25 protein-coding genes are annotated in these 26,503 nt (G+C 67.8%); 10 read left to right on the top strand and 15 right to left on the bottom strand.

Annotated features, from left to right (window positions below):
* Nucleotides 1–46: 46 nt before the first annotated feature.
* Genes ltnD through otnI form a run of 4 tightly spaced genes read left to right on the top strand, consistent with a single transcriptional unit; the run spans nucleotide 47 to nucleotide 3,705 of the window.
* Complete coding sequence (gene ltnD, locus AUL36_RS11740) at nucleotides 47–967, top strand: L-threonate dehydrogenase (protein ID WP_244497108.1); 921 nt, start codon at nucleotides 47–49, stop codon at nucleotides 965–967.
* Nucleotides 968–2,236 (top strand): 3-oxo-tetronate kinase, encoded by a 1,269-nt coding sequence (gene otnK / locus AUL36_RS11735; protein ID WP_062220818.1) that lies wholly within the window; start codon nucleotides 968–970, stop codon nucleotides 2,234–2,236.
* Complete coding sequence (gene otnC, locus AUL36_RS11730; protein WP_062220815.1) at nucleotides 2,233–2,883, top strand: 3-oxo-tetronate 4-phosphate decarboxylase; 651 nt, start codon at nucleotides 2,233–2,235, stop codon at nucleotides 2,881–2,883. The genes otnK and otnC overlap by 4 nt, the downstream gene beginning before the upstream one ends.
* Nucleotides 2,884–2,913: 30 nt before the next feature.
* A complete protein-coding gene (otnI, locus tag AUL36_RS11725; RefSeq protein ID WP_062220812.1) occupies nucleotides 2,914–3,705 on the top strand; it encodes a 2-oxo-tetronate isomerase in 792 nt (263 codons plus the stop codon).
* 33 nt (nucleotides 3,706–3,738) lie between these two features.
* On the opposite strand, the gene AUL36_RS11720 is transcribed toward otnI, so the two are convergent.
* From AUL36_RS11720 to kdpF, 11 genes are all read right to left on the bottom strand, one after another.
* Nucleotides 3,739–4,311, bottom strand: a complete 573-nt coding sequence (locus AUL36_RS11720) for a cytochrome b (RefSeq protein ID WP_062220808.1) — start codon at nucleotides 4,309–4,311, stop codon at nucleotides 3,739–3,741.
* Nucleotides 4,312–4,322: 11 nt separating this feature from the next.
* Nucleotides 4,323–5,099, bottom strand: coding sequence for an anti-sigma factor family protein (locus AUL36_RS11715; protein ID WP_062220805.1), 777 nt, complete (start codon nucleotides 5,097–5,099; stop codon nucleotides 4,323–4,325).
* A complete protein-coding gene (locus AUL36_RS11710; protein ID WP_058601284.1) occupies nucleotides 5,096–5,605 on the bottom strand; it encodes a sigma-70 family RNA polymerase sigma factor in 510 nt (169 codons plus the stop codon). The genes AUL36_RS11715 and AUL36_RS11710 overlap by 4 nt, the downstream gene beginning before the upstream one ends.
* A 5-nt stretch (nucleotides 5,606–5,610) precedes the next feature.
* Nucleotides 5,611–6,003 (bottom strand): COG4315 family predicted lipoprotein, encoded by a 393-nt coding sequence (locus AUL36_RS11705; RefSeq protein WP_062220802.1) that lies wholly within the window; start codon nucleotides 6,001–6,003, stop codon nucleotides 5,611–5,613.
* 116 nt (nucleotides 6,004–6,119) lie between these two features.
* Nucleotides 6,120–6,689 carry a YceI family protein gene (locus AUL36_RS11700; protein ID WP_062220799.1) on the bottom strand — a complete coding sequence of 190 codons (570 nt, stop codon included), beginning with the start codon at nucleotides 6,687–6,689 and terminating at the stop codon, nucleotides 6,120–6,122.
* 227 nt (nucleotides 6,690–6,916) lie between these two features.
* Complete coding sequence (locus tag AUL36_RS11695; RefSeq protein ID WP_062220796.1) at nucleotides 6,917–7,594, bottom strand: response regulator; 678 nt, start codon at nucleotides 7,592–7,594, stop codon at nucleotides 6,917–6,919.
* The gene (locus AUL36_RS11690; protein ID WP_062220794.1) at nucleotides 7,591–10,266 is read right to left on the bottom strand and encodes a sensor histidine kinase; all 2,676 of its coding nucleotides are present in this window, start codon (nucleotides 10,264–10,266) and stop codon (nucleotides 7,591–7,593) included. Before AUL36_RS11690 ends, AUL36_RS11695 begins: the two co-directional genes overlap by 4 nt.
* Before the next feature lie 269 nt (nucleotides 10,267–10,535).
* Nucleotides 10,536–11,114, bottom strand: coding sequence for a potassium-transporting ATPase subunit KdpC (gene kdpC / locus AUL36_RS11685; protein WP_062220791.1), 579 nt, complete (start codon nucleotides 11,112–11,114; stop codon nucleotides 10,536–10,538).
* Between the two features lie 20 nt (nucleotides 11,115–11,134).
* A complete protein-coding gene (kdpB, locus tag AUL36_RS11680) occupies nucleotides 11,135–13,189 on the bottom strand; it encodes a potassium-transporting ATPase subunit KdpB (RefSeq protein WP_062220789.1) in 2,055 nt (684 codons plus the stop codon).
* A gap of 114 nt (nucleotides 13,190–13,303) precedes the next feature.
* A complete protein-coding gene (kdpA, locus tag AUL36_RS11675) occupies nucleotides 13,304–15,013 on the bottom strand; it encodes a potassium-transporting ATPase subunit KdpA (RefSeq protein WP_062220786.1) in 1,710 nt (569 codons plus the stop codon).
* Between the two features lie 191 nt (nucleotides 15,014–15,204).
* The gene (kdpF, locus tag AUL36_RS24990; RefSeq protein ID WP_058601292.1) at nucleotides 15,205–15,291 is read right to left on the bottom strand and encodes a K(+)-transporting ATPase subunit F; all 87 of its coding nucleotides are present in this window, start codon (nucleotides 15,289–15,291) and stop codon (nucleotides 15,205–15,207) included.
* A gap of 392 nt (nucleotides 15,292–15,683) precedes the next feature.
* Here kdpF and AUL36_RS11665 point away from each other — a divergent pair, with 392 nt between their 5' ends.
* Entirely contained in the window at nucleotides 15,684–16,412 is a 729-nt protein-coding gene (locus AUL36_RS11665) for a ParB/Srx family N-terminal domain-containing protein (protein ID WP_210168858.1), read from the top strand.
* A 38-nt stretch (nucleotides 16,413–16,450) separates the two neighbouring features.
* On the opposite strand, the gene AUL36_RS11660 is transcribed toward AUL36_RS11665, so the two are convergent.
* The 4 genes from AUL36_RS11660 to AUL36_RS11645 all read right to left on the bottom strand — a co-directional run bounded on the left by AUL36_RS11660 (nucleotide 16,451) and on the right by AUL36_RS11645 (nucleotide 20,580).
* Entirely contained in the window at nucleotides 16,451–17,788 is a 1,338-nt protein-coding gene (locus AUL36_RS11660; RefSeq protein WP_062220782.1) for an LLM class flavin-dependent oxidoreductase, read from the bottom strand.
* Between the two features lie 94 nt (nucleotides 17,789–17,882).
* Nucleotides 17,883–18,536: a methionine ABC transporter permease gene (locus AUL36_RS11655; RefSeq protein WP_062220779.1), complete on the bottom strand. Its 654-nt coding sequence runs from the start codon at nucleotides 18,534–18,536 to the stop codon at nucleotides 17,883–17,885.
* A complete protein-coding gene (locus tag AUL36_RS11650; RefSeq protein WP_082655786.1) occupies nucleotides 18,529–19,668 on the bottom strand; it encodes a methionine ABC transporter ATP-binding protein in 1,140 nt (379 codons plus the stop codon). The genes AUL36_RS11655 and AUL36_RS11650 overlap by 8 nt, the downstream gene beginning before the upstream one ends.
* A gap of 108 nt (nucleotides 19,669–19,776) precedes the next feature.
* Complete coding sequence (locus AUL36_RS11645; RefSeq protein WP_058601296.1) at nucleotides 19,777–20,580, bottom strand: MetQ/NlpA family ABC transporter substrate-binding protein; 804 nt, start codon at nucleotides 20,578–20,580, stop codon at nucleotides 19,777–19,779.
* 414 nt (nucleotides 20,581–20,994) lie between these two features.
* Here AUL36_RS11645 and AUL36_RS11640 point away from each other — a divergent pair, with 414 nt between their 5' ends.
* From AUL36_RS11640 to AUL36_RS11620, 5 genes are read left to right on the top strand one after another with little or no spacing between them, the layout of a single operon-like run.
* On the top strand, nucleotides 20,995–22,398 hold the full coding sequence (locus AUL36_RS11640) for an LLM class flavin-dependent oxidoreductase (RefSeq protein WP_062220776.1): 1,404 nt from the start codon (nucleotides 20,995–20,997) through the stop codon (nucleotides 22,396–22,398).
* Nucleotides 22,395–23,168, top strand: a complete 774-nt coding sequence (locus tag AUL36_RS11635; RefSeq protein WP_062220773.1) for an ABC transporter ATP-binding protein — start codon at nucleotides 22,395–22,397, stop codon at nucleotides 23,166–23,168. Before AUL36_RS11640 ends, AUL36_RS11635 begins: the two co-directional genes overlap by 4 nt.
* A 10-nt stretch (nucleotides 23,169–23,178) precedes the next feature.
* Nucleotides 23,179–24,060 (top strand): branched-chain amino acid ABC transporter permease, encoded by an 882-nt coding sequence (locus AUL36_RS11630; RefSeq protein WP_062220770.1) that lies wholly within the window; start codon nucleotides 23,179–23,181, stop codon nucleotides 24,058–24,060.
* Nucleotides 24,061–24,065: 5 nt separating this feature from the next.
* Nucleotides 24,066–25,127 carry a branched-chain amino acid ABC transporter permease gene (locus tag AUL36_RS11625; RefSeq protein WP_062220767.1) on the top strand — a complete coding sequence of 354 codons (1,062 nt, stop codon included), beginning with the start codon at nucleotides 24,066–24,068 and terminating at the stop codon, nucleotides 25,125–25,127.
* Nucleotides 25,128–25,164: 37 nt separating this feature from the next.
* Nucleotides 25,165–26,502, top strand: a complete 1,338-nt coding sequence (locus AUL36_RS11620; protein ID WP_062220764.1) for an ABC transporter substrate-binding protein — start codon at nucleotides 25,165–25,167, stop codon at nucleotides 26,500–26,502.
* The last annotated feature ends 1 nt before the right edge of the window (nucleotide 26,503 follow it).

Here is a 26,503-nt window from a genome sequence, read left to right as displayed (position 1 = left end):
CGACCCGGTGGACGTCCGAAACAGTCTCCAAGAAGGAACCCAGGCTTTGAACGCTCCCGATAGGCTCATCCGCGCTGGTGTCATCGGTCTCGGCTCCATGGGGCTCGGCATGGCGGCGTCGCTCGTGCGCGCCGGGATCGAGACCTCCGGCTACGATCCCAATCCCGCAGCGCTGCGGGCTTTCGCCGAAAAAGGCGGTCATGCGGCCGCCTCGCCCGCCGAAGTGGGCGCTGAGGCCGACATCCTCTTCTGCGTGGTGGTCAACGCCGCGCAGGCGGAAGCCGCGCTCCTGGGGGAGGGCGGCGCGGTGGCCGCGATGAAGCCGGGTTCGGTGGTGGTGCAATGCGCCACCTGCGCGCCCGACAGCGTGCGGGCTCTGAGCCGTCCGATCCTCGAGGCCGGTCTCCACTTCATCGACGGGCCGATCTCGGGCGGCGCGCTCAAGGCGGCGGCGGGCGAGATCACGGTGATGGCCTCGGGCGCGCCGGAAGCGCTCGCCAAGGCGAGGCCTGCCTTGGACGCGGTGGCGGGGCGCGTCTTCGACCTCGGACCGGAGATCGGCGCGGGCTCCCAGGTCAAGCTGGTGAACCAGCTTCTCGCCGGCGTGCATATCGCGGCGGCCGCCGAGGCCATGGCCTACGGCATTTCGGGCGGCTGCGACCCGAAGGCCTTGTTCGAGGTGATCACGGCGAGCGCCGGCAATTCCTGGATGTTCGAGAACCGCGTGCCCCACATCCTCGACGACGACTACGCGCCGCGCTCGGCCGTGGACATCTTCGTCAAGGATCTCGGCCTCGTGCACGGCAGCGCGCACAATCGCAAGTTCCCGCTGCCGCTGACCGCGCAGGCCTTGCAGATGTTCACCCAGGCCTCCGCCATGGGGCTCGGCCGCGAGGACGACGCGGCGGTAATCAAGATTTTCCCCGGCGTCGACCTGCCCACCCGCGCCGCGAAGGATCAGGGCTGAATGGTCGCCGCGCGTCTTGGCTGCATCGCCGACGATTTCACCGGCGCGAGCGATCTCGCCAGCCAGCTCGTCTCGGCCGGAATGCGCGTCGTGCAGACGATCGGCGTGCCGGCCACCCCGCTCGAGACCGAGTGCGACGCGGTGGTCGTGTCGCTGAAATCGCGCACGGTCGCGCCCGATGAGGCCGTGCGCCATTCGCTCCGGGCGCTGGAATGGCTGCGCGGCGCGGGCTGCGAGCGCTTCGTCTTCAAATATTGCTCGACCTTCGATTCCACGCCCGACGGCAATATCGGCCCCGTCGCCGACGCGCTTCTGGATGCGCTGGGCGAGGATTTCACGCTCGCCGTCCCGTCCCTGCCGGCCAATCGGCGCACCGTCTACAACGGCTATCTCTTCGCGGGCGATGTGCTCTTGAACGAAAGCGGTATGCAGGACCATCCGCTGACGCCGATGCGCGACGCCTTTCTGCCGCGCGTGCTCCAGCCGCAGACGCGCCGGCCCGTCGGCCTCGTCAGCCATCATGCGCTGGCCGGAGGCGCGGCGGGCGTGCGCCGGCGGATCGCCGAATTGCGGGCGAAGGGCGTCGGCATCGCCGTCTGCGATACGCTGGATCACCGGGATCTCGTGTCCATCGCGGAAGGCTCGGCCGATCTGAGGCTTCTCACCGGCGGGTCCGGCCTCGGCCTCACCCTGCCGGCAACCTTCGCCGGCTTCGCACCGCGCGGCGATGCGGCGCGGCTCGACCGCGTGGGCGGCCGCGCCCTGGTGCTGGCCGGCAGTTGCTCGCGCGCCACCCTGGCGCAGATCGAACACGCCAAAGCGCGCATCCCGGCTATGCCCGTCGAGGTGGATGCGCTGTTCACGGAGTTCGACGCGCATGTGGACGAGCTTGTCGCCTTCGCAGCATCGAACGCGGGCGAAGCCCCCGTGCTGATCCACGCCGGCATGGCGCCCGAGCACCTTCGCGAGGTCCAGACGCGCTACGGCACGGCGGCATCGGGCGAAAGGGTCGAGCGCGCGCTGGCGACGGTCGCGCGGCGGCTGGTGCACGAGGGCGGCGTGCGTCGCGTCCTGGTCGCGGGCGGCGAGACATCGGGCGCCGTGGTCGAGGCGCTCGGCGTGACGGGCCTGCGCATCGGGCCTTCGATCGATCCCGGCGTACCCTGGACGCAGAGCGTCGGCACGCCCGAGCCGCTGGCGCTGGCGCTGAAATCCGGCAATTTCGGCGGAGACGACATCATGACCCGCGCCTTCGAGATCATGCCATGACGCTTTCCTCCGACGAAGCGCGCCTGCGCGACGAGATGGTGCGGACCGGCGCGGGGTTCCGCGCGCTGGGTCTGGCGCCCGGCACGTCGGGGAATCTCAGCGTCCGTCTGGAGGACGGCTGGCTGATGACGCCGACCAATGCGGGGCTCGGCGACCTCGAGCCCGAGCGCATCTCCAAGCTCGATTGGGACGGGAACCTCCTGTCCGGCGATCCGCCCACCAAGGAGTCGGTGCTGCACCGCGCCTTCTACGAAAACCGGCCCGGCACCGGGGCGGTGGTGCATCTCCATGCCCCGCACGCCGTGGCTCTCTCCTGCCTCGACGGGCTCGACACGGAAAGCTGCATTCCGCCGATCACCCCCTATTTCGTGATGCGCGTCGGTCGCCTGCCGCTTCTGCCCTACTTCCGGCCCGGCGACCCCGCGATGGGCGAAGCGGTGGCGCGAGTCGCCAAGGACCGGGGGAGCGTGCTTCTCGCCAATCATGGCCCGGTGGTCTCCGGCCCCACGCTCAGCGCCGCGCGCGCCGCGATGGAGGAGCTGGAGGAAACCGCGCGCATCGCGCTCCTTCTGCACGGCCGCCCGATCCGCGTGCTCGGAGAGGACGAAATCCAGCCGTTACGCGAGACGTTCGGCGCCGTCTGGTAACGCCGGATCTCCTCCCTCAAGGACGCCGCCATGCCGCGTTTTGCCGCAAATCTCACCATGATGTTCAACGAGGTGCCGTTCCTCGAGCGTTTCGAGGAGGCCGCTTCGGCGGGCTTTGCCGGGGTGGAGTTCCTGTTCCCCTACGAGTGGGAGGCCGAGGCCATCGCCGACCGGCTGCGGCGGCACGGCCTGACCCAGGCGCTCTTCAACATGCCGCCCGGCGACTGGGCGGCGGGGGAACGGGGCCTCGCCTGCCTGCCGGGACGCGAGGCCGAGTTCACTGCTGGCGTCGAGACCGCGCTCGCCTATGCCAAGGTGCTCGGCTGCGAGCGGCTGCACGCGATGGCCGGGCTTCTGCCGGCGGGGATGGAGCGCGAGCGGGCCCTCGACCTCTACCGACGCAACATCGCCTCCGCCGCCCGGCGCCTCGCCGACGAGGGGATGACCCTTCTGATCGAGCCGATCAACACGCGCGACATGCCGGGCTATCTCTTGAACCACCAGCGGGAGGGTCACGAGATCATAGCCGAGATCGGCCTGCCCAACCTCAAGGTTCAGATGGACTTCTACCACGCGCAGATCATGGACGGGGACGTCTGGCGTCTGTTCGAAACCTACCGCTCGGCCGTGGGCCACATTCAGATCGCCTCGGTGCCGGAGCGCCACGAGCCGGACCGGGGCGAACTCAATTACCCCTGGCTTTTCGGCCAGCTCGACGAGGCGGGCTATGACGGCTGGGTCGGCTGCGAGTACCGGCCGCGCGGGACCACGCAGGGCGGGCTCGGCTGGTTCTCGGCGCTCGCCAGGATTCAAACGGAATAGGTGCGAGAACGGCCGACACCCGATCGGGGCCTGTTATCGAGCCTGGACCCGTCGCTGCGGCAGCATCCCATGAAGCGAGCCGGCATGAGGGCGGAAGGCGTGATAAACCGCCGCGCTCGCATGGATCACGACGAGGGCTCCGGCCCCATAAGCCAGCCACACGTGAATGTTCGACCAGAACGCCTCGGCCGCGTCGGACACGTCCATTGGCAAGTTCGGCACCAGAACGAGATCGAAGGCGAAGCTCGGGATTTGAAGTGGCGAAGTCGAGGCGATCGCCCAACCTGTCAACGGCACGGCAAGCGTCAGAAGAAGCAACACGGCATGGGCCGTGCGGGCCAGCATCGCCCCGGCGCGGTGCGGCCCCGCCGCATCCCTCGGCTTCGGATTGGCGAAGGACCAGAGAGCACGGACCGCAGCCAAGCTCAGCACGAGGAAGCCCATCGACTTGTGCCACTGGTAGAGCTGGAACTGAAGCGCCGGCTGGTCGGCCGTCGCCTGCGTCAGGAAGCCCAGCGGGATCTGCGCGACGAAGGCGAGGGCGATAGCCCAGTGCAGCACCCGGCTGACCGCCCCATAGCGGGCGGGCGTGTTGCGCCACCTCATGTCGGCCCCCCTCAGATCAGCTCGCCATAGGCGAGCTTGGCGATGGTCTGGAGACGCTCGCGCGGCAGGCCGCCGACCAGAACGCAGCGCACGTTCTCATCGCGCCAGGAGATCGCCTCGAGCCCGTCCAGCTTCGCATAGCGGAAGGCCGACTCTCCGCCCTCTTCGGTTGGCAGGACATAGAGCGTCAGGCGCTGACCGCCTGTGTCCTCGTACATGATCTGTGCCGCCGGCTCCCCGCCCGCGCCCGGCAGCAGCCGACCGCCGATGAGCGAAAGCCCCAGCGGTCGAAGGTCGGGGATGGACAGCTTCCGGTCGAGCCGCTTCGACAGCCAGGTCTGAAGATGGGCACTGTCTTCGGCCTTCACCTCGACCGGATGCAGAACCTCTCTGGAATAAAGATCATGCGCCTCGATCGCCTGCGCCACCAGGGGCTCGCCCGCCGCGCCCTCGGGGGCGAGGAGGGCATGGCCGAACCAGCCGCTGCCCGCGCCCAGCATCAGGAGCACCAGGGCCGCCGCCATCTGGCGCCAGGAGCCGGCGGCTCGGTCGCGGCGCGGACGCGTCATCAGATCCGGTCGCAGACGATCGGGCACAGGCTCGCGCGCGGCGGAGCTATAAAGGGCTTCCAGCCGGCGGTTCTGCATCCGCCAGTCCTCCACCAGCGCGGCGGCGGCCGGATCGGCGGCCAGGCGGCGTTCGACGCGCGCGCGCGCCGCCGCGTCCAGCTCCCCATCCACATAGGCGAGCAGCTCGCTTTCGCTCATGTCCCGCGTTTCGCCGCTCATTTGATCGCCTTCAAGATGGGTCTGCCGTTCTCGCTCGTCATCTGTCGCAGGGTCGCGCGCGCCCGGCCGAGCCGCGACATCAGGGTTCCCAAGGGAATATCGAGGATCGCCGCGGCTTCCGCGTAGCCCAGCCCCTCGACGGCCACGAGCAGCAACGCCTCGCGCTGCTCGCCCGGCAGGCGCTCCATCGCGCGCGCCGTCTCCGCCAGCGCCGCCCGCTCGAAAGCCGAGCCCGGCGCAGGCAGGATGTCGGCCAGCTCGTCCACCGGCGTGGTGGCGGGTCGGCGCCGGCGATCCCGCAGCGCGTTGCGGTGGAGGTTCAGGAGAATGCGGAAGAGCCAGGGGCGGATCGGGCCGATCGGCCGCCACAGGGACCGTTTGGCGATGGCCCGTTCCAGGCAGTCCTGAACGAGATCGTCGGCCCCGTCCGGGTCATGGGTCAGGGCGCGCGCGTAGCGGCGCAGGGCCGGCACGCAGTCCGCGATATCGTTCAGGACGTCGCCCATGCCGATCAGTCCTTGGCGACGTGCCAGACGCCGCCGACGCCATCGCCCGTGACGTCGCCCGGCTTCTTGTCGTTCTGCCAGAGATAGAGCGGCATGCCCTCATGCGCCCATTGCAGCGCGCCGTCGCGGCGCTTGGCGAGCGTCAGTTCGCCCTCTTCCTTCGCGCCCTTGGCGGCGAGGAGCGGGGGCCATTTCTTCGCGCAGTCGTCGTAGCAGGCCGAAACGCCGTTCTGGTCCTTGTCGAACGTATAGAGCGTCATGCCCTTGGCGTCGGCGAGAACCTCGCCCTTGGCGGTCTGCACCTCTTTAATAGCGCCGCCGGCCATGTCTTCGGCCTGCGCGGCGGGGGAGGCGAGCAAGAAGAGCGCGCCGGCCAGCATCAGGAATGGCTTGGTCATCAATCATATCCTTGAACGGAGGAGACACGGACGAGCCGCCCGCCAACAGAAGAACACCCCGCAGCCGGGTTTCATCCCGCCACGCGCGCTTTTTTTGCCGACTGGCGAAAGAGCCCTCAGCGCACGCCCTCCAGCTGCATGTCGAAGCTCACGACATTGGAATAGATCGGCGTGCCGACGCCCATGCCATAGGGCGTGCGGAAGACGTCGCCGGTCACGTGGAAGGCCAGCCGGTCCGCGCCTTCCTCGGCGAGCGTCGCCTGGAATGTCTCGTTGCGCGACTGGCCCCGCGCGGTCAGGACGCCCTCGATGGTCGCGCTTTTGGGGCCGGTCGGAATGACGCGCGTGGAGCGGAAGGTGATGTCGGGATGCGCTTCGGCGTCGAACACCGCGCCCGAGCGCAGGAAGGCGTCGATCCGCGCCTGGCCGGTCGTGACGCTGGCCGGGCGCAGTTCGACCTCGACTGTCGAGCGCGAGAGATCGCGGCGGTCGATGCTGAAGCGGCCGGACACCGCCGGAATGGTGCCCGAAATTCCGCCGCCGCCGACCTGCCCGACATGAAAGCCGATATGCGAGGCCGGGTCGATCCGGAAGCGCCCGCCGGTGGGCGCGGGCGCGGCCGCCAGCGCGGGCGCGACGATGGCCAGAGCCAGAAGTGTGGCAAGGCGGGGAGAAAGGCCGATCATGATGTGAGATCCCTCGAAGTGAACGGCGCGTGGCGTCCGATACAGGATCAACACCCTTGGGAGCGCTTTAATCCCATCCTTCGGCTGGAATCGCAGGATCCACAGGGCGCTCCTGCCCGAGGGCCCGTCAGCGCGGAACGGCGTTCGAGGCGAATGAGGCCGGTCCGAGGGCCTCGCCGCGCGGCGGTAAGGCGCAGGCAGCCATCGCCGCCCTTTGCGACCCAGCCTCACACGAGGCGATAGCCGATGCCCGGTTCGGTCAGGATCAGGCGGGGCATGGCGGGGTCGTCTTCCAGCTTCTGCCGGATCTGCCCGACATAGACCCGGAGATATTGCGCATTTCCGTCCGTGGCCGGTCCCCAGACTTCGCGCAGAAGATGGGAATGGGTGACGACCTTGCCGGCATGGCGCAGGAGCACCACCAGAACCTCGAACTCGCGCCGCGTCAGCTTGACCTCGCGGCCCGCCTTGCGCACGACATGCGCCGCCAGATCGACCTCGACATTGCCCGCCACGAGCATCGTGTCGTCCCGCGAGGGCCGGGCATGGCGCAGGGCGGCTCGCAGGCGCGCCATCAGCTCGCCGACGCCGAAGGGTTTCTCGACATAATCGTCGGCTCCCAGATCGAGCGCGCGGACCTTTTCGGACTCGCGGTCGCGGGCCGAGAGGATGACGATGGGCACCTGCGAGGTCCGGCGCAGGCGCTGGATCACCTCCTTGCCGTCGAGATCGGGCAGGCCGAGATCGAGGACGATGGCGTCGGGGCGGATATCCGGCGCGAGCGTCAGCGCCTCAGTCCCGGTCATCGCCTGAACCACCCGGTAGCCCTCGGCCATCAAGGCGGGTTTCAGAAAGCGATGAATGGCGCGTTCGTCATCCACGACGAGAATGGTCGGCTGGGTCATGCCGAGGCCTCGGGCTGAGAGGGCAATCGTATCAGAAAGCGCGCGCCTTGCGGCCCCGCCCCGCCGGGAGGCAGCAGTTCCACCGTGCCGCCATGGGCTTCCACGATGCCGCGCGTGATCGCAAGGCCAAGGCCCGCGCTGTCGCCGCCATCGGCCGCCGAGCTGCGGTGCCGCGTGAACTTCTCGAAGACATGGGCACGCAGCGGCTCGGGAATGCCCGGCCCGTCATCGGCGATCTCGATGGTCACGCCATCGGCCTCCTTCATGGCGCCGAGCCGGATCGAGGCCTCCGCGCCCGCATGTTTGACCGCATTGCCGATCACGTTGCCCACGGCCTGATCGAGAAGCGTGCTGTCGGCAAAGGCGAGGAGCGGCTCGCCGGGCAGATCGAGGGCGAAGCGCTGGGTCGCGCCGCGCCGGATCGCCTGATCCACCAGCCGGTTCAGCATCTCGCCGATATCCACCCAGTCCCGCGCGATCTCCAGCGCGCCGGCTTCAAGCCGCGTCATCGACAGGAGATTGCGCACCATCTGGTCGAGATGGCGCGCTTCGTCGCGCACCTGCGCCAGAAGATCGTCGCGCGCGGCCTCGTCCAGACGCTCGCGATATTCGATCAGCGTCGTCGCCGAGCCGAGAATGGAGGCGAGCGGCGTTCGAAAATCGTGGCTGATCGAGGCCAGCAAGATGTTGCGGACGCGCTCCGTCTCGGCGGCCGTGCGCGCGCTGCGCACCTCGGTCGAGAGGGTCGCGCGTTGCAGGGCGACGGCGGTCTGCTCGCCCAGCGCCGACAGGAGCGCGCGGGATTCGGCGTCCAGCGGATCGGCCTGGGGCGGGCGCTCGATCCCGAGCACGCCGATCCGGCTTTCCTGAACGGCGAGGGGAAGAAACGTCCAGCCGCTGGAAGGCAGGGTCTGAGTGCCCGCGCCCGCCGTCTCGCCATGCTCGTGCGCCCAGCGCGCGGCGGTGCGGGCGGGCACGTCCAGACGGTCGTCCGGCGGCCAGGCGGATGCAATGGCCAGATCCGCCCCCTCGGGCCGCAGGATCGTCACCGCCCGGCCGATCGCGGCGTGGATTTCGCTGGCCGCGGCATCCGCCACGGCATCCGCGTCGGGCAGGCCCGAGAGCGTGCGGGTGAACTCGTAGAGCCGGCGCGCGGCGCGGGTGCGCCGGGCGGAGGCGTGCATCTGCTCGCGCGCCTGACCCGCCACGGCCGAGATGGTGACGGCGATGATCAGGAAGATCGCGAGCGCCAGAAGCTCGTGCGGCCGGGCGATGGTGAAGGTGAAGGTCGGCTCGATGAAAAAGAAATTATAGGCCGCGAAGGACAGGAACGAGGCGAGGATCGCGGGCCAGACGCCATAGAGCAGCGCCGGCGCGAGCACGGCCAGGAGATAGAGCATGGAGATATTGGGCAGCGACACGAAGCGCACCAGCTCGGAGCCGACCGCCGAGGCGATGCCGACGCTGGCGAGCGCCGCGACATAGCCGGTCCAGCGACCGGGCTCGGGCCAGCGCCAGGGGCGCGCGGGCGCGGGATCGCTTTCGGTGAGCACCAGAACCGAGACGCCGCTCGCGCGCCGCACGATCGCGTCCGCCAGCGTCCCTTCCGAGAACGGCAGCTTCAGGCGGCGGGGCCGGGCCTTGCCGACCACGATCCGCGTCACGTTCTCGAAGCGCGAGAAGCGCAGGATTTCCGCCGGCAGGTCGTTGGCGACGAGGCTGTGCGTTTCGGCCCCGAGGCTCTTGGCCAGTTGCAGCGCCGCGTCGAGGCGGGAGGCCGCCCCGGCGTCGGGCGTCACGCCCGGCCGCTCCACCGTGACGGCGAACCAGGGCGCGTCCAGAAGCTCGGCCACGCGCTTGCCCTCGCGCACCAGCCGCTCGGCCTGCGCGTCCGGCCCGATGCAGACGAGCAGCCGCTCGCCCGCTGCCCAGGGCCCTTCGATGGCCCCGCCCTGCATCCGCTCCACCAGATCGGAATCGACCTGCGCCGCAACTTGGCGCAGCGCCAGTTCGCGCAGCGCGGTGAGGTTGGAGGGCTTGAAGAAATTCTGCGTGGCGCGGGTCGCCGTGTCCTCGATATAGACCTTGCCCTCCGCCAGCCGGCGGATCAGCTCGTCCGAGGGCAGGTCCACCAGCACGATCTCGTCGGCGAGTTCCAGCGTGGTGTCGGGCACGGTCTCGCGCACGCGCACGCCCGTGATGCGCTGAACCACATCGTTGAGGCTCTCGACATGCTGGACGTTCATCGTGGTCCAGACGTCGATCCCCGCGCGCAGGCATTCGGCGACATCCTGCCAGCGCTTGGCGTGGCGTGAGCCCTCGACATTGGAATGGGCGTATTCATCGACGAGCAGGAGCGAGGGATGGCGCGCGAGCGCGGCGTCGAGATCGAATTCCGGCACGAGCCGCCCCTTGTAGGGCACGAGGCGGCGCGGCAGGAGATCGTGCCCCGCGACCATGGCCTCCGTCTCGGCGCGGCCATGGGTTTCCACGATGCCGACCAGCACCTCGCGCCCGCCGGCCTTTGCGGCGCGCGCGGCCTGGAGCATGGCATAGGTCTTGCCGACGCCCGGCGCCGCGCCCAGAAACAGGCGCAGCTTGCCCCGCCCCTCGCGCTCGGCCTGGCCGAGCAGGGCGTCTGGAGAAGCGCGCGGCGCATCGTCCGACATCATGGCGTGTCTCCGTCCGGGTCGTGAGAGGCATGGCCGATTGCCGGTTCAACTTAGAGCGCCTAACAAAAATCTCGCGGGGTCGGCTGGTCAGGCCTTTCCGCCATGGCCTTCGTCGCGAATGCTCGCCGATGCCACCGGCATCGACTGCGCTTCGCTTCTCGTCCATAACGAAAATCCCTCGACCATCCTCCGCCCGGAGATTTTGTTAGGCGCTCTTAAAGAGGCGCCCTGCCGGACGCCTCCTGATTTCCAGAGATGACGCCCGCCGATCAGCCCTTGGGCGCCAGCGCGTCCAATGCGAGATTGACCGCCAGCACATTGACGCGCGGCTCGCCCAGAAAGCCGAAGCTGCGCCCTTGCGTGTTCTGCGCGATCACGCGGCGGATCTCGGCCTCGGGCAGGGTGCGCGCCCCCGCGATGCGAGCCACCTGAAGCTCGGCATAGGCGGGCGAAATGTCGGGGTCGAGGCCGCTGCCCGACGTCGTGATCGCGTCGGCGGGCAGGGTGCTCGCGCCGGTGGCGGCGCGCATCGCCTCGCCGTCGGTCTTCAAGCGGTCGGCGAGCTTGGCGCTGGTCGGCCCGAGATTGCTGCCCGACGACGAAGACGCGTCATATCCGTTGCCTGTTCCGGCCGCGGAGGGGCGCAGCTGGAGATAGCGGTCTTGCTTGAAGCTCTGGCCGATCAGCGAGGAGCCGACCGCCTGTCCGTCCCGCATCACGACGCTGCCATGGGCTTGGGCCGGAAAGACAGCGCCGGCGATCGAGGTCATGACCAGCGGATAGAGGATGCCGAGCAGGAGGGTGAAGCTTCCCAGAAGCGTCACGGCCGGGCGGAGTTGCGAAAGCATGTTTGAATCTCCTTCTGATCTCAGGCGAGGCCGAGGGCCGCGACCGCCATGTCGATGAGCTTGATGCCGACGAAGGGCACGAGGATTCCGCCGAGGCCATAGATCGCGAGGTTGCGGCGCAGGACGCTGGCCGCATCCATCGCCCGGTAGGGCACGCCGCGCAGCGCCAGCGGGATCAGCGCCACGATCACCAGCGCGTTGAAGATCACCGCCGAGAGGATCGCGCTTTCGGGCGTCGCCAGATTCATGACGTTGAGCACGCCGAGTTCGGGGATCGCGGCGATGAAGAGCGCGGGAATGATGGCGAAATATTTCGCCACATCGTTGGCGATGGAGAAGGTGGTGAGCGAGCCGCGCGTCATGAGAAGCTGCTTGCCGATGCCGACGATCTCGATGAGCTTGGTCGGATCGCTGTCGAGATCCACCATGTTGCCCGCCTCGCGCGCGGCCTGCGTGCCCGTCTGCATGGCGACGCCGACATCGGCTTGGGCCAGCGCCGGCGCGTCGTTGGTGCCGTCGCCGCACATGGCGACCAGACGGCCCTGGCGCTGCTCGTTTCTGATGTAGTTCAGCTTGTCCTGGGGCGTGGCTTCCGCGATGAAATCATCGACGCCGGCCTCGCCCGCGATGGCGGCGGCCGTCACCGGATTGTCGCCCGTCACCATGACGGTGCGAATCCCCATGCGGCGCAGCTCGGCGAAACGCTCCTTGATGTCGGGCTTCACCACGTCCTTGAGATGGATCACGCCGATGAAGCGGCCGTTTTCGGCCAGACCCAGCGGCGTGCCGCCGGACTTGGCGATGCGCTCCACCGCCTGACGGAACGCCTCCGGCTCCTCGACTTCGCGCCCCGCCGTTTCGCGCACGAAGCGCCTGATGGCGTCCACCGCGCCCTTGCGGATGACCCGCGTGCCGAGATCGACGCCCGACAGGCGCGTCGAGGCCGAGAAGGGGATGAACTCGGCGCCTTCGGGCTGCACTTCCGGAACGGCGACGCGATAGCTCTCGCGCGCCAGAACAAGAATGGAGCGCCCTTCGGCCGTCTCGTCCGCCAGCGAGGCCAGAACCGCGATCTCGGCGGCTTCGGTCTCCGAAATGCCCTGCACCGCGACGAATTCCGAGGCCATGCGATTGCCGAAGGTGATGGTGCCCGTCTTGTCGAGAAGCAGCGTATCGACATCGCCTGCCGCCTCCACCGCCTTGCCGGACATGGCCAGCACATTGTGGCGGATTAGGCGGTCCATGCCGGCGATGCCGATGGCCGACAGGAGGCCGCCGATCGTGGTCGGGATCAGCGTGACCAGAAGCGCCACCAGGATCGGCACGGACACGGCCGCGCCGGAATAGGCCGACAGGCCCGTCAGCGTCACCACCGCGATCAGGAAGATCAGCGTCATGCCGACCAGAAGGATGGTGAGCGCCAGCTCGTTCGGCGTCTTCTGCCGCTCGGCCCCTTCCACCAGCGCGATCATCCGGTCGAGAAAGGACGAGCCGGGCGCGGCGGTGATGCGCACCACCAGCCAGTCGGAGACGACCGTGGTGCCGCCGGTGACGGCCGAGCGGTCGCCGCCCGCCTCGCGGATCACGGGCGCGGACTCGCCCGTCACGGCTGCTTCGTTGACCGACGCGATGCCCTCGACGATCTCGCCGTCGCCCGGCACGAGATCGCCGGTCTCGACCAGCACGAAGTCGCCGACCTTGAGATCCAGCGCCGAGACGGGGGCGAGGTTCGTGCGGTCGGTGCGCGAGGCCATGCGCTTGGCGACCGTGTCCGTGCGGGCGCGGCGCAGACTGTCGGCCTGCGCGCGCCCCCGCCCTTCGGCGATGGCTTCGGCGAAATTGGCGAAGAGAACCGTGAACCAGAGCCAGGCCATGATCTGGCCGGTGAAGGCGAGCGGGTTGCCCGCCACGAGATCGCGCACGAACAGGACCGTCACCACGGCGGCGACGATTTCGGTCACGAAAATCACGGGGTTGCGCAGGAGCGCTGCGGGATTGAGCTTCTTGAAAGCGTCGATCGTGGCCCGGCCGATCAGATCGGGCCGGAAGGTGGAGGTTGCGGCTTTGGCAGCCATGGAACGGATTCCTTGTGGTCGGCCCTTTGGGGAACCGACGAAGAATGGATGACGGATCGAAGGGGCGGCCCGGTTCGAACGGGGCCGCCTTGGCCAGTCAGAAGGTCTTGCCTGTCAGAACGTTTTGCCGGCGAGCATCTGCACCTGCTCGGCGATGGGGCCGAGGGCGAGGGCCGGGAAGAACTGGAGCCCGCCGAGGATCAGGATGATGCCGGCCAGAAGTCCGACGAAGAGCGGCCCATGGGTCGGGAACGTGCCGGACGAGGGGGCGAGCTTGGGCTTGGCCGCGAGCGAGCCGGCAATGGCCAGCACCGGCACGATATAGGCGAAGCGCCCGAGCAGCATGGTGAGACCCAGCGTCGTGTTCCACCAGGGCGAGTTCGCCGACAGGCCGCCGAAGGCCGAGCCGTTATTGCCCGCCGCCGACGTATAGGCGTAGTAGATTTCCGACAGACCGTGCGGGCCGGCATTGCCGAGCCCGGCCAGCGCCACCGGGAGGACGGCGGCCACGGCGGAAAAGCCGAGGATCGCGACGGGCAGGATCAGAATGGCGAGCATCGCCATCTTCATTTCCTTGGCCTCGATCTTCTTGCCGAGATATTCCGGCGTGCGCCCGACCATGAGCCCGGCGATGAAGACCGAGATCACCGCGATCACCAGAATGCCGTAGAGGCCCGAGCCGACGCCGCCCGGCAGAACCTCGCCGAGCATGATGAGAACCATCGGCACCATGCCGCCGATCGGCGTGAAGGAGCCATGCATGGCGTTCACCGCGCCGTCCGACAGGCCCGTGGTGACGGCAGCGAAGAGGCTGGAGGCGGCCACGCCGAAGCGGACTTCCTTGCCCTCCATGTTGCCGCCCGAGGAATCGAGACCGGCCGCCGTGAGAACCGGCGTTCCCTTCGCTTCGGCCCAATAGCAGACGGCGGTCGCCGTCACGAGCAGAAGACCCATCACCGACAGGATCGCGACGGCCTGCTTCCTGTCACCGATCAGGCGGCCGAAGGCGAAGACGAGCGCCACCGAGACCACCAGCATCTGCCAGATGGTGAGCGCGTTGGAGAGCGGCGAGGGGTTTTCGTAAGGGTGCGCCGAATTGGCGTTGTAATAGCCGCCGCCATTGGTGCCGAGTTGCTTGATGGCGAGCTGCGAGGCGACGGGGCCGAGGGCGAGGGTCTGGTCGGCGCCTTCCAGCGTGCGCACCGTGGCGGTGGTTTCAAAGGTCTGCGGCGTTCCCATCGCGACCTGCGCGAGGCCGGTGATGATGGCGAGCGGCAGAAGCACGTAAAGAACGGCCCGCGTCGTATCGACGAAGAAGTTGCCGACCATCGCCGCGCCCGAGCGCGCGAAGGCGCGCACCAGCGCGAGCGCCACCGCGATGCCCATCGCGGCGGACAGGAAGTTCTGCACGGTCAAGCCGGCCATCTGGCTGAAGGGGCTGAGCGTCGTCTCGCCGCCATAGCTCTGCCAGTTGGTGTTGGTGACGAAGGAGACGGCGGTGTTGAAGGCCAGATCCGCCGACATGCCGGGAAAGCCCAACGGGTTCAGCGGCAGAAAAGCCTGCGCGCGCAGGATGGCATAGAGCAGCGCGAAGCCGCCGGCGTTGAAAGCCAGCATGGCGAGGCAATAGGCGAGCCAGCCCTGCTCCCTGGCCGGGTCGATGCCGGCGAGGCGATACAGCCCGTGCTCGACAGGGCGTAGGATGGGCGCGAGAGGCGTGCGTTCGCCCGCAAACACCCTGGACATATAGGTGCCGAGCGGAATCGCGAAGGCGACCACGGCCGCCAGAATGAAGAGGATTTGCAGCCAGCCGATAACGGTCATGGCACCTGCCTTTGAAGGATCGGACGGTTAGAGGCTGTTTGACAACTCGCCGGCGGAGGACCGACGAGGAAATTTTTGTCCCTGTGATCAGCCAAACGCAGTCGATGCCGGTGGCATCGGCGAGGCTTGGCAACGAAACAGGGGCGAAAAGGACCCGCCGGACCGACCCGGTCGGGTTGTCAAACAGACTCTCAGAACCGCTCGGGATGAACCAGAGCGAAGACGAGATAGAGAGCCAGCGCCAGCGCGACCGCGCCGCCCAGAACGAGGTCGAACATCGTCAGGCCTGCCCGGCCCAGCGCGCATAGGCGCTCATCACGGCAAAGAAGCCCAGCCCCACGGCTAGGTAGAGAAGATCGAACATGCGAGCCCTCCTTTCGGGATCGCCGCTCAATTGGACCCGATCGGCATAAAGGCGCCATACGAATTTTCGGGCGCGGGCTCGGCCTATCCGTGTCCTATCGATGGGAGATGCCGCCGACCGAGAGAGCCCGCGAGAGGACATGGCGGGCTCGCGATCTCGCGCGGTCTGACCGCCCCAGCCATGGGTTCGAAGGTCCGTGAAGCGGACCCGGAACGGCTCGGCAAGGTACGCCGCACTTGTGCATTCGGCGTCCGGCCCGTGGTATGGACGTGGCGTCGAGGGCAGGGGGAAAAGGGAATGTCGCGCATGAAGGGAATGGTCGTCTGGGGCGCGCTGCTGGCCGGTCTCGTCTCGCCGGCGCGGGCGGACGCGCCCCCTTGCTCGTCGCGCACGGCGGCGGGCCAAACCTGCGCCTGCGACGTGCGCGTGCTGCACCCCCTGCAGGGGGCCATCGGGAGGGACGAGGTCCGGCACAAGGCGGAGAAGATTCGCGACAAGCCGAACAAGGCGCGGCGCGAGCTGGAGGACGATCCGATCAAGATCGTCCGTGGCCCTGACGACGGGTTCTATATCACCGATCATCACCATGGCGCGGCGGCCATGGCCTTGGCGGGTCAACCGATTGCCTCCTGCTCGGTCGTCCCGCGCCCCGCCTTCACGACGCCCGAGGCGTTCTGGCGGGATCTGGCGCGGGATCATCTCGTCTGGCTGCAGGATCAGGACGGCCGTGCCATTACGCCCGCTGATCTGCCGACATCGCTGGCCGACATGCCCGACGATCCCTATCGCAGCCTCGCGTGGCGTCTTCGCAAGGAGGGCGGCTATTGCCGCGCCGCGATGCGCCAGAAGGAATTCGCCGAGTTCCTCTGGGCCGACTGGCTGCGCCGGCAACCCTCGCTGCCCATCGACAAGGTGCGCCGCTCATCCAAGGCGATGGTGGATGAAGCCCTCGCTCTCGCGCGCAGTCCGGCCGCCCGCGCCCTGCCGGGCTTTATCGGCGACAAGCCGGAGTCCTTTTCCTGCCCGGATGACTAAGCGCGCCTCACGCATAGACCGCGACAGGCGCTCCTGACTCAAGCGCCAAACGCCTTGCGTCGGTCGCCCGATCCGAACAGCTTATGGCGCAAGGTGCCCTCGCCATAAGCCGTCTTGTAGCGGCTGCGCGCCTGCAAGGCTGGCACGACGAAGCGGGTGAAATCGTGCCAGCATTCGGGCGCGACGGTGCGCGTCAGATTGAACCCGTCGATCTCGCCCTCGTCGATCCAGCGGATCATCGCTTCGGCTACACTATCGCCCGAGCCGACCAGCAGGGGATAGCGCCCGCCGAGCTTCAGCCCATCGAGAAGCTGGCGCTTGGTGAGGCCCTTGCGGCGCGCTGCGGCGGTGGTGGATTGGATCGCGTTGGTCGGGCCATAGCTGATCTCGTCGTCCAGCCCATAGACCGAGAAGTCGATGCCGCTGCCGGCGGCGAAATGCGCGAGCCCCGCTTCCGGGCTGGCGTGGCCGACATAATCCTCCAGGAGGTCTTGCGCCTCGCCGTCCGTCGCGCCGGTCACCACGCTGAGGCCGACGAAGATCTTGATGTCGTCGGCGCGCCGCCCGGCCGCGACAACAGCCGTGCGCAACTCGCGCGAGGTGCGCCGGGCGGCGTCCGGGTCGGCGGCCGAGATGAAGACGCATTCGGCATGGCGCGCGGCGAAGCGCTGCCCGCGCCCTGAGCTACCGGCCTGAAACAGAACGGGCGTGCGCTGGGGCGAGGGCTCGCTGAGATGGGTGCCGCGCCCCTGGTAATACGGCCCGTCATGCTGGATTTCGTGGATCGCGCGGGGATCGGCATAAACGCGCCCGGCCTTGTCGCGCCGAACCGCGCCGTCCTCCCAGCTCGTTTCCCAGAGCTTGGTGAGAAAGGCGAGATAGTCGTCGGCGCGGTCGTAGCGCTCGTCATGCTCGGCCATGGCGTCGCGGCCAACGGCGCGCGCCGAGCTGTCGAGATAGCCCGTCACGATGTTCCAGCCGATGCGCCCGTCCGTCAGATGGTCCAGCGTCGAGACGCGCCGCGCGAACGTATAGGGATGCTCCACCGCCGTGTTGACGGTGACGCCGAAGCCCAGATGCTCCGTCACCGCCGCCATGGCCGGCACGAGCAGCGTCGGGTCGTTGACGGGAAGCTGGATCGCCTCGCGCGCGGTGAGGTCGATCGAGCCCCCATAGACATCGTAGACGCCGACGATATCGGCGATGAACACGGCGTCGAAGAGCCCCGCTTCCAGCGTTCGGGCGAGATCCGTCCAGTGCGAAAGTTTGGTGTAGTCGGCCGAGCGGTCGCGCGGATGGGTCCAGAGCCCGTGATTGATATGCCCCACGCAATTCATGGTGAAGGCGTTGAGAAGAATGGGCTTGGCGGCCGTCATGTCGGGCTTTCTCGGATCGCGCCGCGAAGGCGCGGCGGATGATCCGGCCATCCGCCTTGGTTCGTTTCGGTTGGGGGGTCGGCTTCGAAATGCGTCAGCGCTCGCGCAGCCGTCGCACGGCCCGGTCGCCCACGAATTGAACGGCCGAGACAAGGGCGACGAGCACGACGATGACGACAAGCATCAGGGTCGTGTCGAAGCGCTGGTAGCCGTAGCGGATGGCGAGATCGCCGAGCCCACCGGCCCCGACCGCACCCGCCATGGCGGACGCGCCGATCATGGTGACGAGCGTCACCGTGAAGCCGCCGACGAGGCCGGGCAGGGCTTCGGGCAGAAGCACATGGCGGATGATATGACGCCGGCGGCATCCCATCGCCTGCGCCGCCTCGATCAGCCCCGCATCCACCTCGCGCAGCGACACTTCCGCGATCCGCGCGAAAAACGGTGTGGCCGAGATCGACAGCGGCACGATCGCCGCCCAGACGCCGATCGTGGTGCCGGTCAAGAAGCGCGTCAGCGGCAGAAGCGCCACCAGAAGCACGATGAAGGGCGTCGCGCGGAAACCGTTGACGAGCGCGGACAGGACGCGATGCGTGAGCGGCGCGGAGACGATGCCGCCCGGCGCGGAGAGAACCAGAAACAGCGCCAGCGGAATGCCGGCCAGAAGCGCGATCGCGGCCGAAATGCCGACCATGGAAATCGTGTCGATCAGCGCCTGCTGAAGGCGGGCGATCATGGCGTCAGACATAGCCGAGAACTTTCGTCTGGAGATCGGGAGTCTGGAGATCGGGAAGGGTGATCGGCTCCCCCTCGCCCTCGTCGCCGAGCGTGGCGGCGACGAGGAGCCGGCCCTGGCTGTGCCCGCCGATCCGGTCGAGCGAGGCGTCCAGAAGCCGCAGGCCCTTCGGAAAATGGCGGGCGAGAAGGGCGAGGTCCGGCTCGGCGGTGCCGGCATAGCGCAGCTCGATGAGGGCTTGCGTGGTTTCGCCCCGGCGCGGCGCGGGCCGCAGAGACGCCGCCAGATCGTCCGGCAGCTGGCGCAGGAGCGGCTCCAGAAGCGCCCTCGTGGCGGGATGGCTAGGGCTTCCGAAAACCTGCCAGACGGGGCCGGTCTCGGCGACCTCGCCGCGCTCCAGCACCAGAACGCGGTCGCAGATTTCGCGGATGACGCTCATCTCATGGGTGATCAGGATGATGGTGAGCCCAAGGCGGCGGTTGATGTCCTTGAGCAGCGCCAAAATCTGAAGCGTCGTTTCAGGATCGAGCGCCGAGGTCGCCTCGTCGCACAGAAGGATTTCGGGTCCCGAGACCAGCGCGCGGGCAATGCCGACACGCTGTTTCTGCCCGCCCGACAGGCGCGAGGGATAGCTCGTCTCCTTGCCCTCCAGCCCGACCAGCGCCAGCACCTCGGCCACCCGCCGGTCGATCTCCGCGCGCTTAACGCCGGCGACCACGAGCGGCAGCGCGACGTTCTCGCGCACCGTCTTGGCGGAGAGAAGATTGAAATGCTGGAACACCATGCCGACGCGGCGGCGGAAGGCGACGAGCGCGTCCGTGCCCAGCGCGGCGATATCCTCGCCATCCACGAGAACGCGGCCCTCGGTCGGCGCTTCCAGCCGGTTGACGAGGCGCAGAAGGCTGGACTTGCCCGCCCCCGAGCGCCCGATGATGCCGAAGATCGATCCTTCGGGAATGTCGACGTCGATCCCGCTCAGCGCCTTCACCTCGCCTGCGGCCGCGCGGTAGGTCTTGCCGATCTTCTCGAAGCGCACCGAGCCGGCGCGGCGAGGCGCAGCGACGCCTTCCCGCAGCTTGCGCGCGGGGCGGGCGGGCGCCTCTCTCGGCTCGGCGGTCAGCGAGCGAGCGAGGGGGAAGAACATGTCCGTCATATCAGCGGCTCCGAACGAGAGGGGCATCCAACCGGCTGTCGGAGCCGGGGCCGAAACCTCGCGGGGTCGGCTGGAGTTTTCGTCCCCGGCTCTCAAACCTCACTTCTCCCAGGCGATCGTGTAGAGCTTGGGATCGTTGGCGAAGGCCGTGCCGATGGCGGAGCGCACCTTCGGGGAGGTCTGGTAGATCTGGATGAATTTCGCGATGTCTGGATTGTCGGCGTTGTCCTTGCGGGTGACGAAGCGGATGGCGAACTGCTTGTCGTCGATACCGGAATAGATGAGGCCGCCCGCCGGATCGAAGGCCTTCGCCGCCACGATGAAATGCGGATAGCCGAGCGCCAGATCGACATCGCCGGTGACGCGCACGAGCTGCGGCCCCTCTACCTCGGTGAAGCTCAGGTTCTTCGGGTTCTCCACGATGTCGTCCAGCGTACCCTGAAATCCGACGCCGTCCTTCAGCTTGATCAGCCCGGCCTTTTGCAGGAGCAGGAGACCGCGCCCCTGGTTGACCGGGTCGTTGGCGATGGCCACCGTTCCGTTCTGCGGGATCTCGTCGAAGCTCTTATGCTTCAGAGAATAGAGGCCGATATTGGCGAGCGTCCCGGTGCCCACATCGGCGAACTCGTAGCCGCGCTCCTTCACGGCATTGGCCAGAAACGGCTTGTGCTGGAAGTAGTTGAGGTCGATGTCCCCGGCGGCCAGCGCGATATTGGGCGTCGTCCAGTCCGAGAATTCCACCACCTCGACATCGAGACCCTGCGCCTTGGCCTCCTCGGCGGCCGCCGCCACGGAATCGGCATAGGCGCCGGGCGTCACGCCGACCTTCAGCGCCCCCGCATGGGCCAGCGAGGCGAAGGACAGGAGGGTCGTGGCGAGACCGGCGAGAAGCAGTGTCTTCATGGAAAATCCTGGAGTCTGAAAGGGCGCGAAAGGCGGGAGGCGGCGCGATCGGCGGGGATCGGCTGCGGGATACCCGAAGCCTAAAACCTGACAGTCTACAAACAAAGTATATTATTCTGTTTGCGGAATGCGGCGCGGATTCCTTTTTCGAGCTGCGAACACGGCCGAGCGGCGCGGCCAAACCGGATGCGGGATTCGCCCCGCTCAACCGATCCCGGCGGTGGATGCGCGCCGCGCCGTTCCGCGTCCGACGAAAAACCGGCTTCTTCTGCGCCGGCCCGCATTCGCTGAAACAAGAGTTTCCTTATCAGTCCATAAAAAGAATGGAATAACTGCACTGATGCGGATCGGTTCCCTACCCTTGGGCTCGTCCGGCGCCGCTGCCGCCCGGTCGCCGACGCCAAGGAGAGGGGAATGACCCGCCATATTCGTTTCAACGCTTTCGACATGAACTGCGTGGGCCATCAGTCGCCCGGCCTCTGGGCGCATCCGCGCGACCGCTCCTGGACCTACAAGGACCTCGACTATTGGCAGGATGTCGCCCGCATTCTGGAGCGCGGCATTTTCGACGGCATCTTCATCGCCGACGTGATCGGCTATTACGACGTCTACAAGGGCTCGAACTTCCACGCGCTGCATCAGGGCGCGCAGATCCCCGTCAACGATCCGCTGCAACTCGCAGCCCCCATCGCCCTGGCGACCGAGCATCTGGGCATCGGCATCACAGCCTCCACTTCCTTCGAGCACCCCTACACCTTCGCCCGCCGCCTTTCGACCGCCGACCACCACACCAAGGGCCGCGTCGGCTGGAACATCGTCACCTCCTATCTGGAAAGCGGGGCGAAGAATGTCGGCCAGGGCGGGCTGAAGGCGCACGACAATCGCTACGAGATCGCCGCCGAATATGTCGAGGTGCTCTACAAGCTCTTCGAGGGAAGCTGGGAAGAGGGCGCGGTGCTGCGCGACCGCGAGCGGCGCATCTTCGCCGATCCGGCCAAGGTCCACGAGATCGGCCACAAGGGCCAATTCTTCGACGTGCCGGGCTACCATCTCTGCGAGCCCTCGCCGCAGCGCACGCCGGTTCTCTATCAGGCGGGCGCATCCGGCCCCGGCAAGAATTTCGCCGCCGCCCATGCCGAATGCGTCTTCGTGGCCGCGCCCACCAAGAGCCTCCTGAAAGCCTATGTCGCCGACATCCGGGCGCGGGCGGCCGCCGCCGGGCGCGATCCGCGCAAGCTCTATATCTACAATCTGACCACCGTCATCGTGGACGAGACGGACGCCAAGGCCGAGGCTCGCTTCGAGGATTACCGCAGCTATTCCTCCTATGACGGCTCGCTGGTGTTCCTGTCCGGCTGGAGCGGCATCGATTTCGGCCAGTATGCGCCGAGCGATCTGATCCGGAAGGTCGAGACCAATGCCATCGTCTCCATGGTGGAGACCTTCGCCGGCAAGGACCGGGCCTGGACGATCGAGGAACTGGCGCGCTGGGGCGGCGTCGGCGGGCTCGGCCCCGTCTTCGTCGGCTCGCCCTCCACACTCGCCGACATCCTGCAGGAATGGCAGGAGGAAACCGATGTGGACGGGTTTAACCTCGCCTATGCGGTGACGCCCGAAACCTTCGAGGGGGTCGTGGATCTGCTCGTTCCCGAACTGCAAAAGCGCGGCGCCTATCCCACGGCCTATCGCCCCGGCACGCTGCGCGAGAAGCTCTTCGGCGACGGACCCTACCTGCCCAAGACCCACCCGGCCGACCTCTATCGCGACATCGAAGCCGTGAAGGCGCGTCAGGCCGCGCACCGGGAGGCGGCGGAATGAGTGGCGCGCCCCTTCTCAGTCTCGACGGGGTGTCCCTGTCGTTTCGCGGCGTGACGGCGTTGAACGCGCTGAGCTTCGATGTCGCGCCCGGCGAAATCTGCGCCCTGATCGGTCCGAACGGCGCGGGCAAAAGCTCGCTTCTCAACGTCATCAACGGCGTCTATCGCGCCGATGCCGGCGAAGTGCGCTTTGCCGGCGCGCGCCTGGCGGCCCAGCGCCGGGGGGACGCCGCGCATCTGGGCATCGGTCGCACCTTCCAGCACAACGCCCTGTTCGCTCGCCTGAGCGTGATCGAGAACGTCATGGCGGGTCTCTCGCGCGAGGGGAAGGCGGGCTTTTTCGAGGCGGTTTTTCATCTCGGCCGAGACCGCGAGGAGCGTCGGCGCTTCCGCGAGCGGGCCGAGCGTGTGCTGGCCTTTCTGGGCCTCTCGGGCGAGGCCGACCGCATTGTCTCGACGCTCTCCTACGGCACGCAGAAGCGCGTCGATCTCGCCCGCGCGCTCGTGGCCGAGCCCCGGCTGCTGCTTCTGGACGAACCCATGGCCGGCATGAACGCCGAGGAAAAGCAGGCGATGAGCCGCGCCATCGCGGCTGTGAACCGGCAGTTCGGCACCACGATCGTGCTGATCGAGCATGATGTCGGCATCGTGCTCGGCCTCAGTCACCATGTCGTCGTGCTCGATTACGGGCGCAAGGTCGCGGACGGGCGGCCGGACGAGGTGCGCGCCGACCCCGCCGTCATCGCCGCCTATCTCGGCACGGTTCATTGAGGGTGCGGCCATGAGCTTCTTCGCGGAAACCCTGGTCGGCGGCCTGTTCGCCGGCGTCATGTATGCGCTGGTCGCGATCGGCTTCGTGCTGATCTACAAGGCCTCGGGCGTCTTCAACTTCGCGCAAGGGGCGATGCTCCTCTTCGCCGCGCTCACCTTCGTGACGCTGACGGAGCGAGGCGTGCCCTTCGCGCCCGCCTTCGGGCTCACCGCCCTCGTCATGGTCTTGATGGCCTGCGTGATCGAGCGGCTGGTGCTGCGTCCCTTGCGCAACCGCGACGCGCTGACCCTCTTCATGGCGACGCTCGGCCTCTCCTTCGTGGTCGAGGGCCTCGCCCAACTCCTGATGGGCACCGACGTCCATATGCTGGACCTCGGCATCGAGGATGTCGGCATCGAGATCGGCGGCATTCTGGTCAGCCAGTTCGACCTCACCGCCGCCGCCATCGCGCTCTCGCTCGTCGCCGTGCTGTCCATCGTCTTCAGCCGCACCAGCATGGGCGTCGCGCTGCGCGCCGTGGCGGACGATACGCTGGCCGCGCAGTCCATCGGCATCCGCCTGCCGATGATCTGGCGCGTGGTCTGGAGCGTCGCGGGCCTCGTCGCGCTCGTCGCCGGGCTTCTCTGGGGCGCGCGGCAGGGCGTTCAATATTCGCTCTCGCTGGTCACGCTGAAGGCCCTGCCGGTGCTGATCATCGGCGGCTTCTCCTCCATTCCCGGCGCGATCCTCGCCGGTCTCCTCGTCGGGGCGGCGGAAGCGCTGGCCGACATCTATCTCGGCCCGCTCGTCGGCGGCGCCGTCTCCCCCTGGTTCGCCTATGTCCTCGCGGTCGCCTTCCTTCTGGTGCGACCGGCCGGGCTCTTCGGCGACGAGGCCATCGAAAGGGTCTGAGCCTCATGTCCGCCTCCGACACGATCTTCCCCGGCGAAGCCCGGCTCGACATCGGCCAGCGCCGCGCGGCGCTCCGGCTGGCGCTCCTGGCCGCCGCGCTCCTCGTCACCTTCGGCGCGGTGCCCGCGCTCGCCAGCGACTATTGGCTCAGCTCCATCATCATTCCCGCCCTCGTCATGGGGCTGGCCGGGATCGGGCTGAACCTTCTGATGGGCTTTGCCGGCCTCGTTTCCATCGGCTCGGCAGCCTTCATGTCGGTCGGGGCCTTCGCGACCTACAATCTCTTGCTGCGCGCGCCCGGCCTGCCGCTGCCGATCGTGCTGGTGCTGGCCGGTTTTTTTGCAGCCGCAGCCGGCACCCTGTTCGGCCTGCCGGCCCTGCGCATCAAGGGCTTCTATCTCGGCGCTTCGACGCTCGGCGCGCAGTTCTTCTTCGAATGGCTGTTCACCAACTATGCCTGGTTCTCCAATGACAGCCAGTCGCTGACCATCTCCGCGCCCCGGCTCGAACTCTTCGGGGCCGATCTCCAGTCCGCGACCGGGCGCTATCTTCTGGTGGCTGCTGTCGGCGTGGCGCTGATCGCGCTGGCCTTCGCGGTGACGCGCAGCCGGATCGGGCGCGATTGGGCCGCAATCCGCGACATGGAAACCGCCGCGGCCGTGATCGGCGTGCCCGTCGCCCGTCGCAAGCTTCAGGCCTATGCCGTCTCGTCCTTCGTGCTCGGCATCGTCGGCGCGCTCTGGGCCTTCGCCTATCTCGGCACGGCAGACGGTCACACGTTCAATCTCGACAAGTCCTTCCAGATTCTCTTCATCGTGCTGATCGGCGGCACGGCGACGATCTTCGGAAACTTCCTCGGCGCGGCCTTCATCGTGCTCACGCCCATCCTGCTGGATCGCCTGGGCGGAACCAGCGGCCTCGGCCTCCTGTCCGATCCCGGCGCGGCCGCCAATCTCCAGCATATCATCTTCGGCGCGATCATCATCTGGCTGCTCATCAAGGAGCCGGACGGCCTCAGCGCTCTCCTGCGCCGGGCCACGCAAGCCCTCGCGCGCCGCGTCGCCTGACCCTTCCAGCCATCATCCTATCCAAGGGGGAATTCTCATGTCCGTACTGAAGCACCTCGCGGGCCTTGCGGCCGGCATCAGCCTCGCCGCCGCGCTCGTGGCCAGCCCGGCCCGCGCCGAGGACGCCAAGGGAGAGCAGCTCTTCCCGCTCTTCTCCTATCGCACGGGGGCTTACGCGCCCTCCGGCATCCCGCAATGGGCCGCCTATAACGACTATTTCAACTACATCAACGCCCATGGCGGCGTGAACGGGGTGAAGATCCGCCTGGAGGAATGCGAGACCGCCTATACGGTGGAGCGCGCCTTCGAGTGCTACGAGCGCTACAAGAACGGCAAGCCCGACGCCCCGCTCGCCGTGCTCTTCACCACCTCCAGCGGCTTCGACGCCGCGATCTCGGACAAGGCGCGCATCGACAAGGTGCCGATCATCTCGGTGGCCGGCGGGCGCGGCGACGCGGTGGACGGCAGCGTCTTCCCCTACCAGTTCCCGCTTCTCTTCGACTACTGGACCGAAGCCTCGATCGTGGTCGAGCACATTGCCAACACGCTCGGCGGCTTCGACAAGCTGAAGGGCCAGAAGATCGCGACGCTCTATCACGACAGTGGCTACGGCCGCGAGACGATCCAGCCCATGGCGATCCTGGCGAAGAAATACGGCTTCGAGGATATCCAGATCCCGGTGCCCCATCCCGGCGAGCAGCAGCAGGCGCAATGGCAGCAGATCAAGCGCGCCGGGGCCGACTGGGTGTTCTTCCGCGCCTGGGGCGTCATGTCGCCGGTCGGCATCAAGACCGCCGCGCGCGTCGGCTTCCCGCGCGAGCGCATCATCGGCGACATCTGGACCGGCTCGGAGGAGGACGTGCGCCCGGCGGGGGCATCGGCCAAGGGCTATCTCGCGGTCTCCGTCTTCCCGCCCGGCAGCGACTTCAAGATCAGCCAGACGCTGAAGAAGGAGATCGTGGATGCCGGCAAGAGCGATCTGAAGGACACCTCGAAATTCGGCTCGGTCTATTACAATGCGGGTCTGGTGCAGGCGATCCTCTTCACCGAGATCCTGCGCACGGGGCAGGCGAAGTTCGGCAACCGCCCGCTGACCACCGAAGAAGGCCACTGGGCCGCCGAGCATCTGGATCTCACGCCCGAGCGCATCGAGGAGATCGGCGCGACGGGGCTGCTCAGCCCGATCAAGATCACGCCCGAGGATCACGAAGGCCAGCCGGCGGCCAAGATCCAGCAATGGGACGGCGAGAAGTGGGTGCCGCTCACCGACTGGCTGAAGGGCGACCGGCCCCTCTTCAAGGACGCGATCTACGCCCGCGCCGCCGCCTACGCGAAGGAAAAGAACCTTCCCCCGCGCGAGCCGGTCACGAACTGAC

This window comes from Aureimonas sp. D3, from assembly GCF_001463805.1.
Taxonomy (GTDB): domain Bacteria; phylum Pseudomonadota; class Alphaproteobacteria; order Rhizobiales; family Rhizobiaceae; genus Aureimonas; species Aureimonas ureilytica_A.
Note: the sequence above shows the minus strand (reverse complement) of the source record. Positions and strands in the feature narration are given on the sequence as shown.

Excerpts from the sequence above, each read along its gene's own strand:
- otnK (WP_062220818.1), top strand. The coding sequence starts at position 968 with ATGGTCGCCGCGCGTCTTGGCTGCATCGCCGACGATTTCACCGGCGCG.
- AUL36_RS11620 (WP_062220764.1), top strand. The coding sequence starts at position 25,165 with ATGTCCGTACTGAAGCACCTCGCGGGCCTTGCGGCCGGCATCAGCCTC.
- kdpB (WP_062220789.1), bottom strand. The coding sequence starts at position 13,189 with ATGGCTGCCAAAGCCGCAACCTCCACCTTCCGGCCCGATCTGATCGGC.
- AUL36_RS11630 (WP_062220770.1), top strand. The coding sequence starts at position 23,179 with ATGAGCTTCTTCGCGGAAACCCTGGTCGGCGGCCTGTTCGCCGGCGTC.
- AUL36_RS11665 (WP_210168858.1), top strand. The coding sequence starts at position 15,684 with ATGAAGGGAATGGTCGTCTGGGGCGCGCTGCTGGCCGGTCTCGTCTCG.
- kdpC (WP_062220791.1), bottom strand. The coding sequence starts at position 11,114 with ATGCTTTCGCAACTCCGCCCGGCCGTGACGCTTCTGGGAAGCTTCACC.
- AUL36_RS11715 (WP_062220805.1), bottom strand. The coding sequence starts at position 5,099 with ATGAGCGGCGAAACGCGGGACATGAGCGAAAGCGAGCTGCTCGCCTAT.
- otnC (WP_062220815.1), top strand. The coding sequence starts at position 2,233 with ATGACGCTTTCCTCCGACGAAGCGCGCCTGCGCGACGAGATGGTGCGG.
- AUL36_RS11700 (WP_062220799.1), bottom strand. The coding sequence starts at position 6,689 with ATGATCGGCCTTTCTCCCCGCCTTGCCACACTTCTGGCTCTGGCCATC.
- otnI (WP_062220812.1), top strand. The coding sequence starts at position 2,914 with ATGCCGCGTTTTGCCGCAAATCTCACCATGATGTTCAACGAGGTGCCG.
- kdpF (WP_058601292.1), bottom strand. The coding sequence starts at position 15,291 with ATGTTCGACCTCGTTCTGGGCGGCGCGGTCGCGCTGGCGCTGGCTCTC.
- AUL36_RS11635 (WP_062220773.1), top strand. The coding sequence starts at position 22,395 with ATGAGTGGCGCGCCCCTTCTCAGTCTCGACGGGGTGTCCCTGTCGTTT.
- AUL36_RS11640 (WP_062220776.1), top strand. The coding sequence starts at position 20,995 with ATGACCCGCCATATTCGTTTCAACGCTTTCGACATGAACTGCGTGGGC.
- AUL36_RS11710 (WP_058601284.1), bottom strand. The coding sequence starts at position 5,605 with ATGGGCGACGTCCTGAACGATATCGCGGACTGCGTGCCGGCCCTGCGC.
- AUL36_RS11625 (WP_062220767.1), top strand. The coding sequence starts at position 24,066 with ATGTCCGCCTCCGACACGATCTTCCCCGGCGAAGCCCGGCTCGACATC.
- AUL36_RS11655 (WP_062220779.1), bottom strand. The coding sequence starts at position 18,536 with ATGTCTGACGCCATGATCGCCCGCCTTCAGCAGGCGCTGATCGACACG.
- AUL36_RS11690 (WP_062220794.1), bottom strand. The coding sequence starts at position 10,266 with ATGATGTCGGACGATGCGCCGCGCGCTTCTCCAGACGCCCTGCTCGGC.
- kdpA (WP_062220786.1), bottom strand. The coding sequence starts at position 15,013 with ATGACCGTTATCGGCTGGCTGCAAATCCTCTTCATTCTGGCGGCCGTG.
- AUL36_RS11650 (WP_082655786.1), bottom strand. The coding sequence starts at position 19,668 with ATGTTCTTCCCCCTCGCTCGCTCGCTGACCGCCGAGCCGAGAGAGGCG.
- AUL36_RS11660 (WP_062220782.1), bottom strand. The coding sequence starts at position 17,788 with ATGACGGCCGCCAAGCCCATTCTTCTCAACGCCTTCACCATGAATTGC.
- AUL36_RS11645 (WP_058601296.1), bottom strand. The coding sequence starts at position 20,580 with ATGAAGACACTGCTTCTCGCCGGTCTCGCCACGACCCTCCTGTCCTTC.
- AUL36_RS11695 (WP_062220796.1), bottom strand. The coding sequence starts at position 7,594 with ATGACCCAGCCGACCATTCTCGTCGTGGATGACGAACGCGCCATTCAT.
- AUL36_RS11720 (WP_062220808.1), bottom strand. The coding sequence starts at position 4,311 with ATGAGGTGGCGCAACACGCCCGCCCGCTATGGGGCGGTCAGCCGGGTG.
- AUL36_RS11705 (WP_062220802.1), bottom strand. The coding sequence starts at position 6,003 with ATGACCAAGCCATTCCTGATGCTGGCCGGCGCGCTCTTCTTGCTCGCC.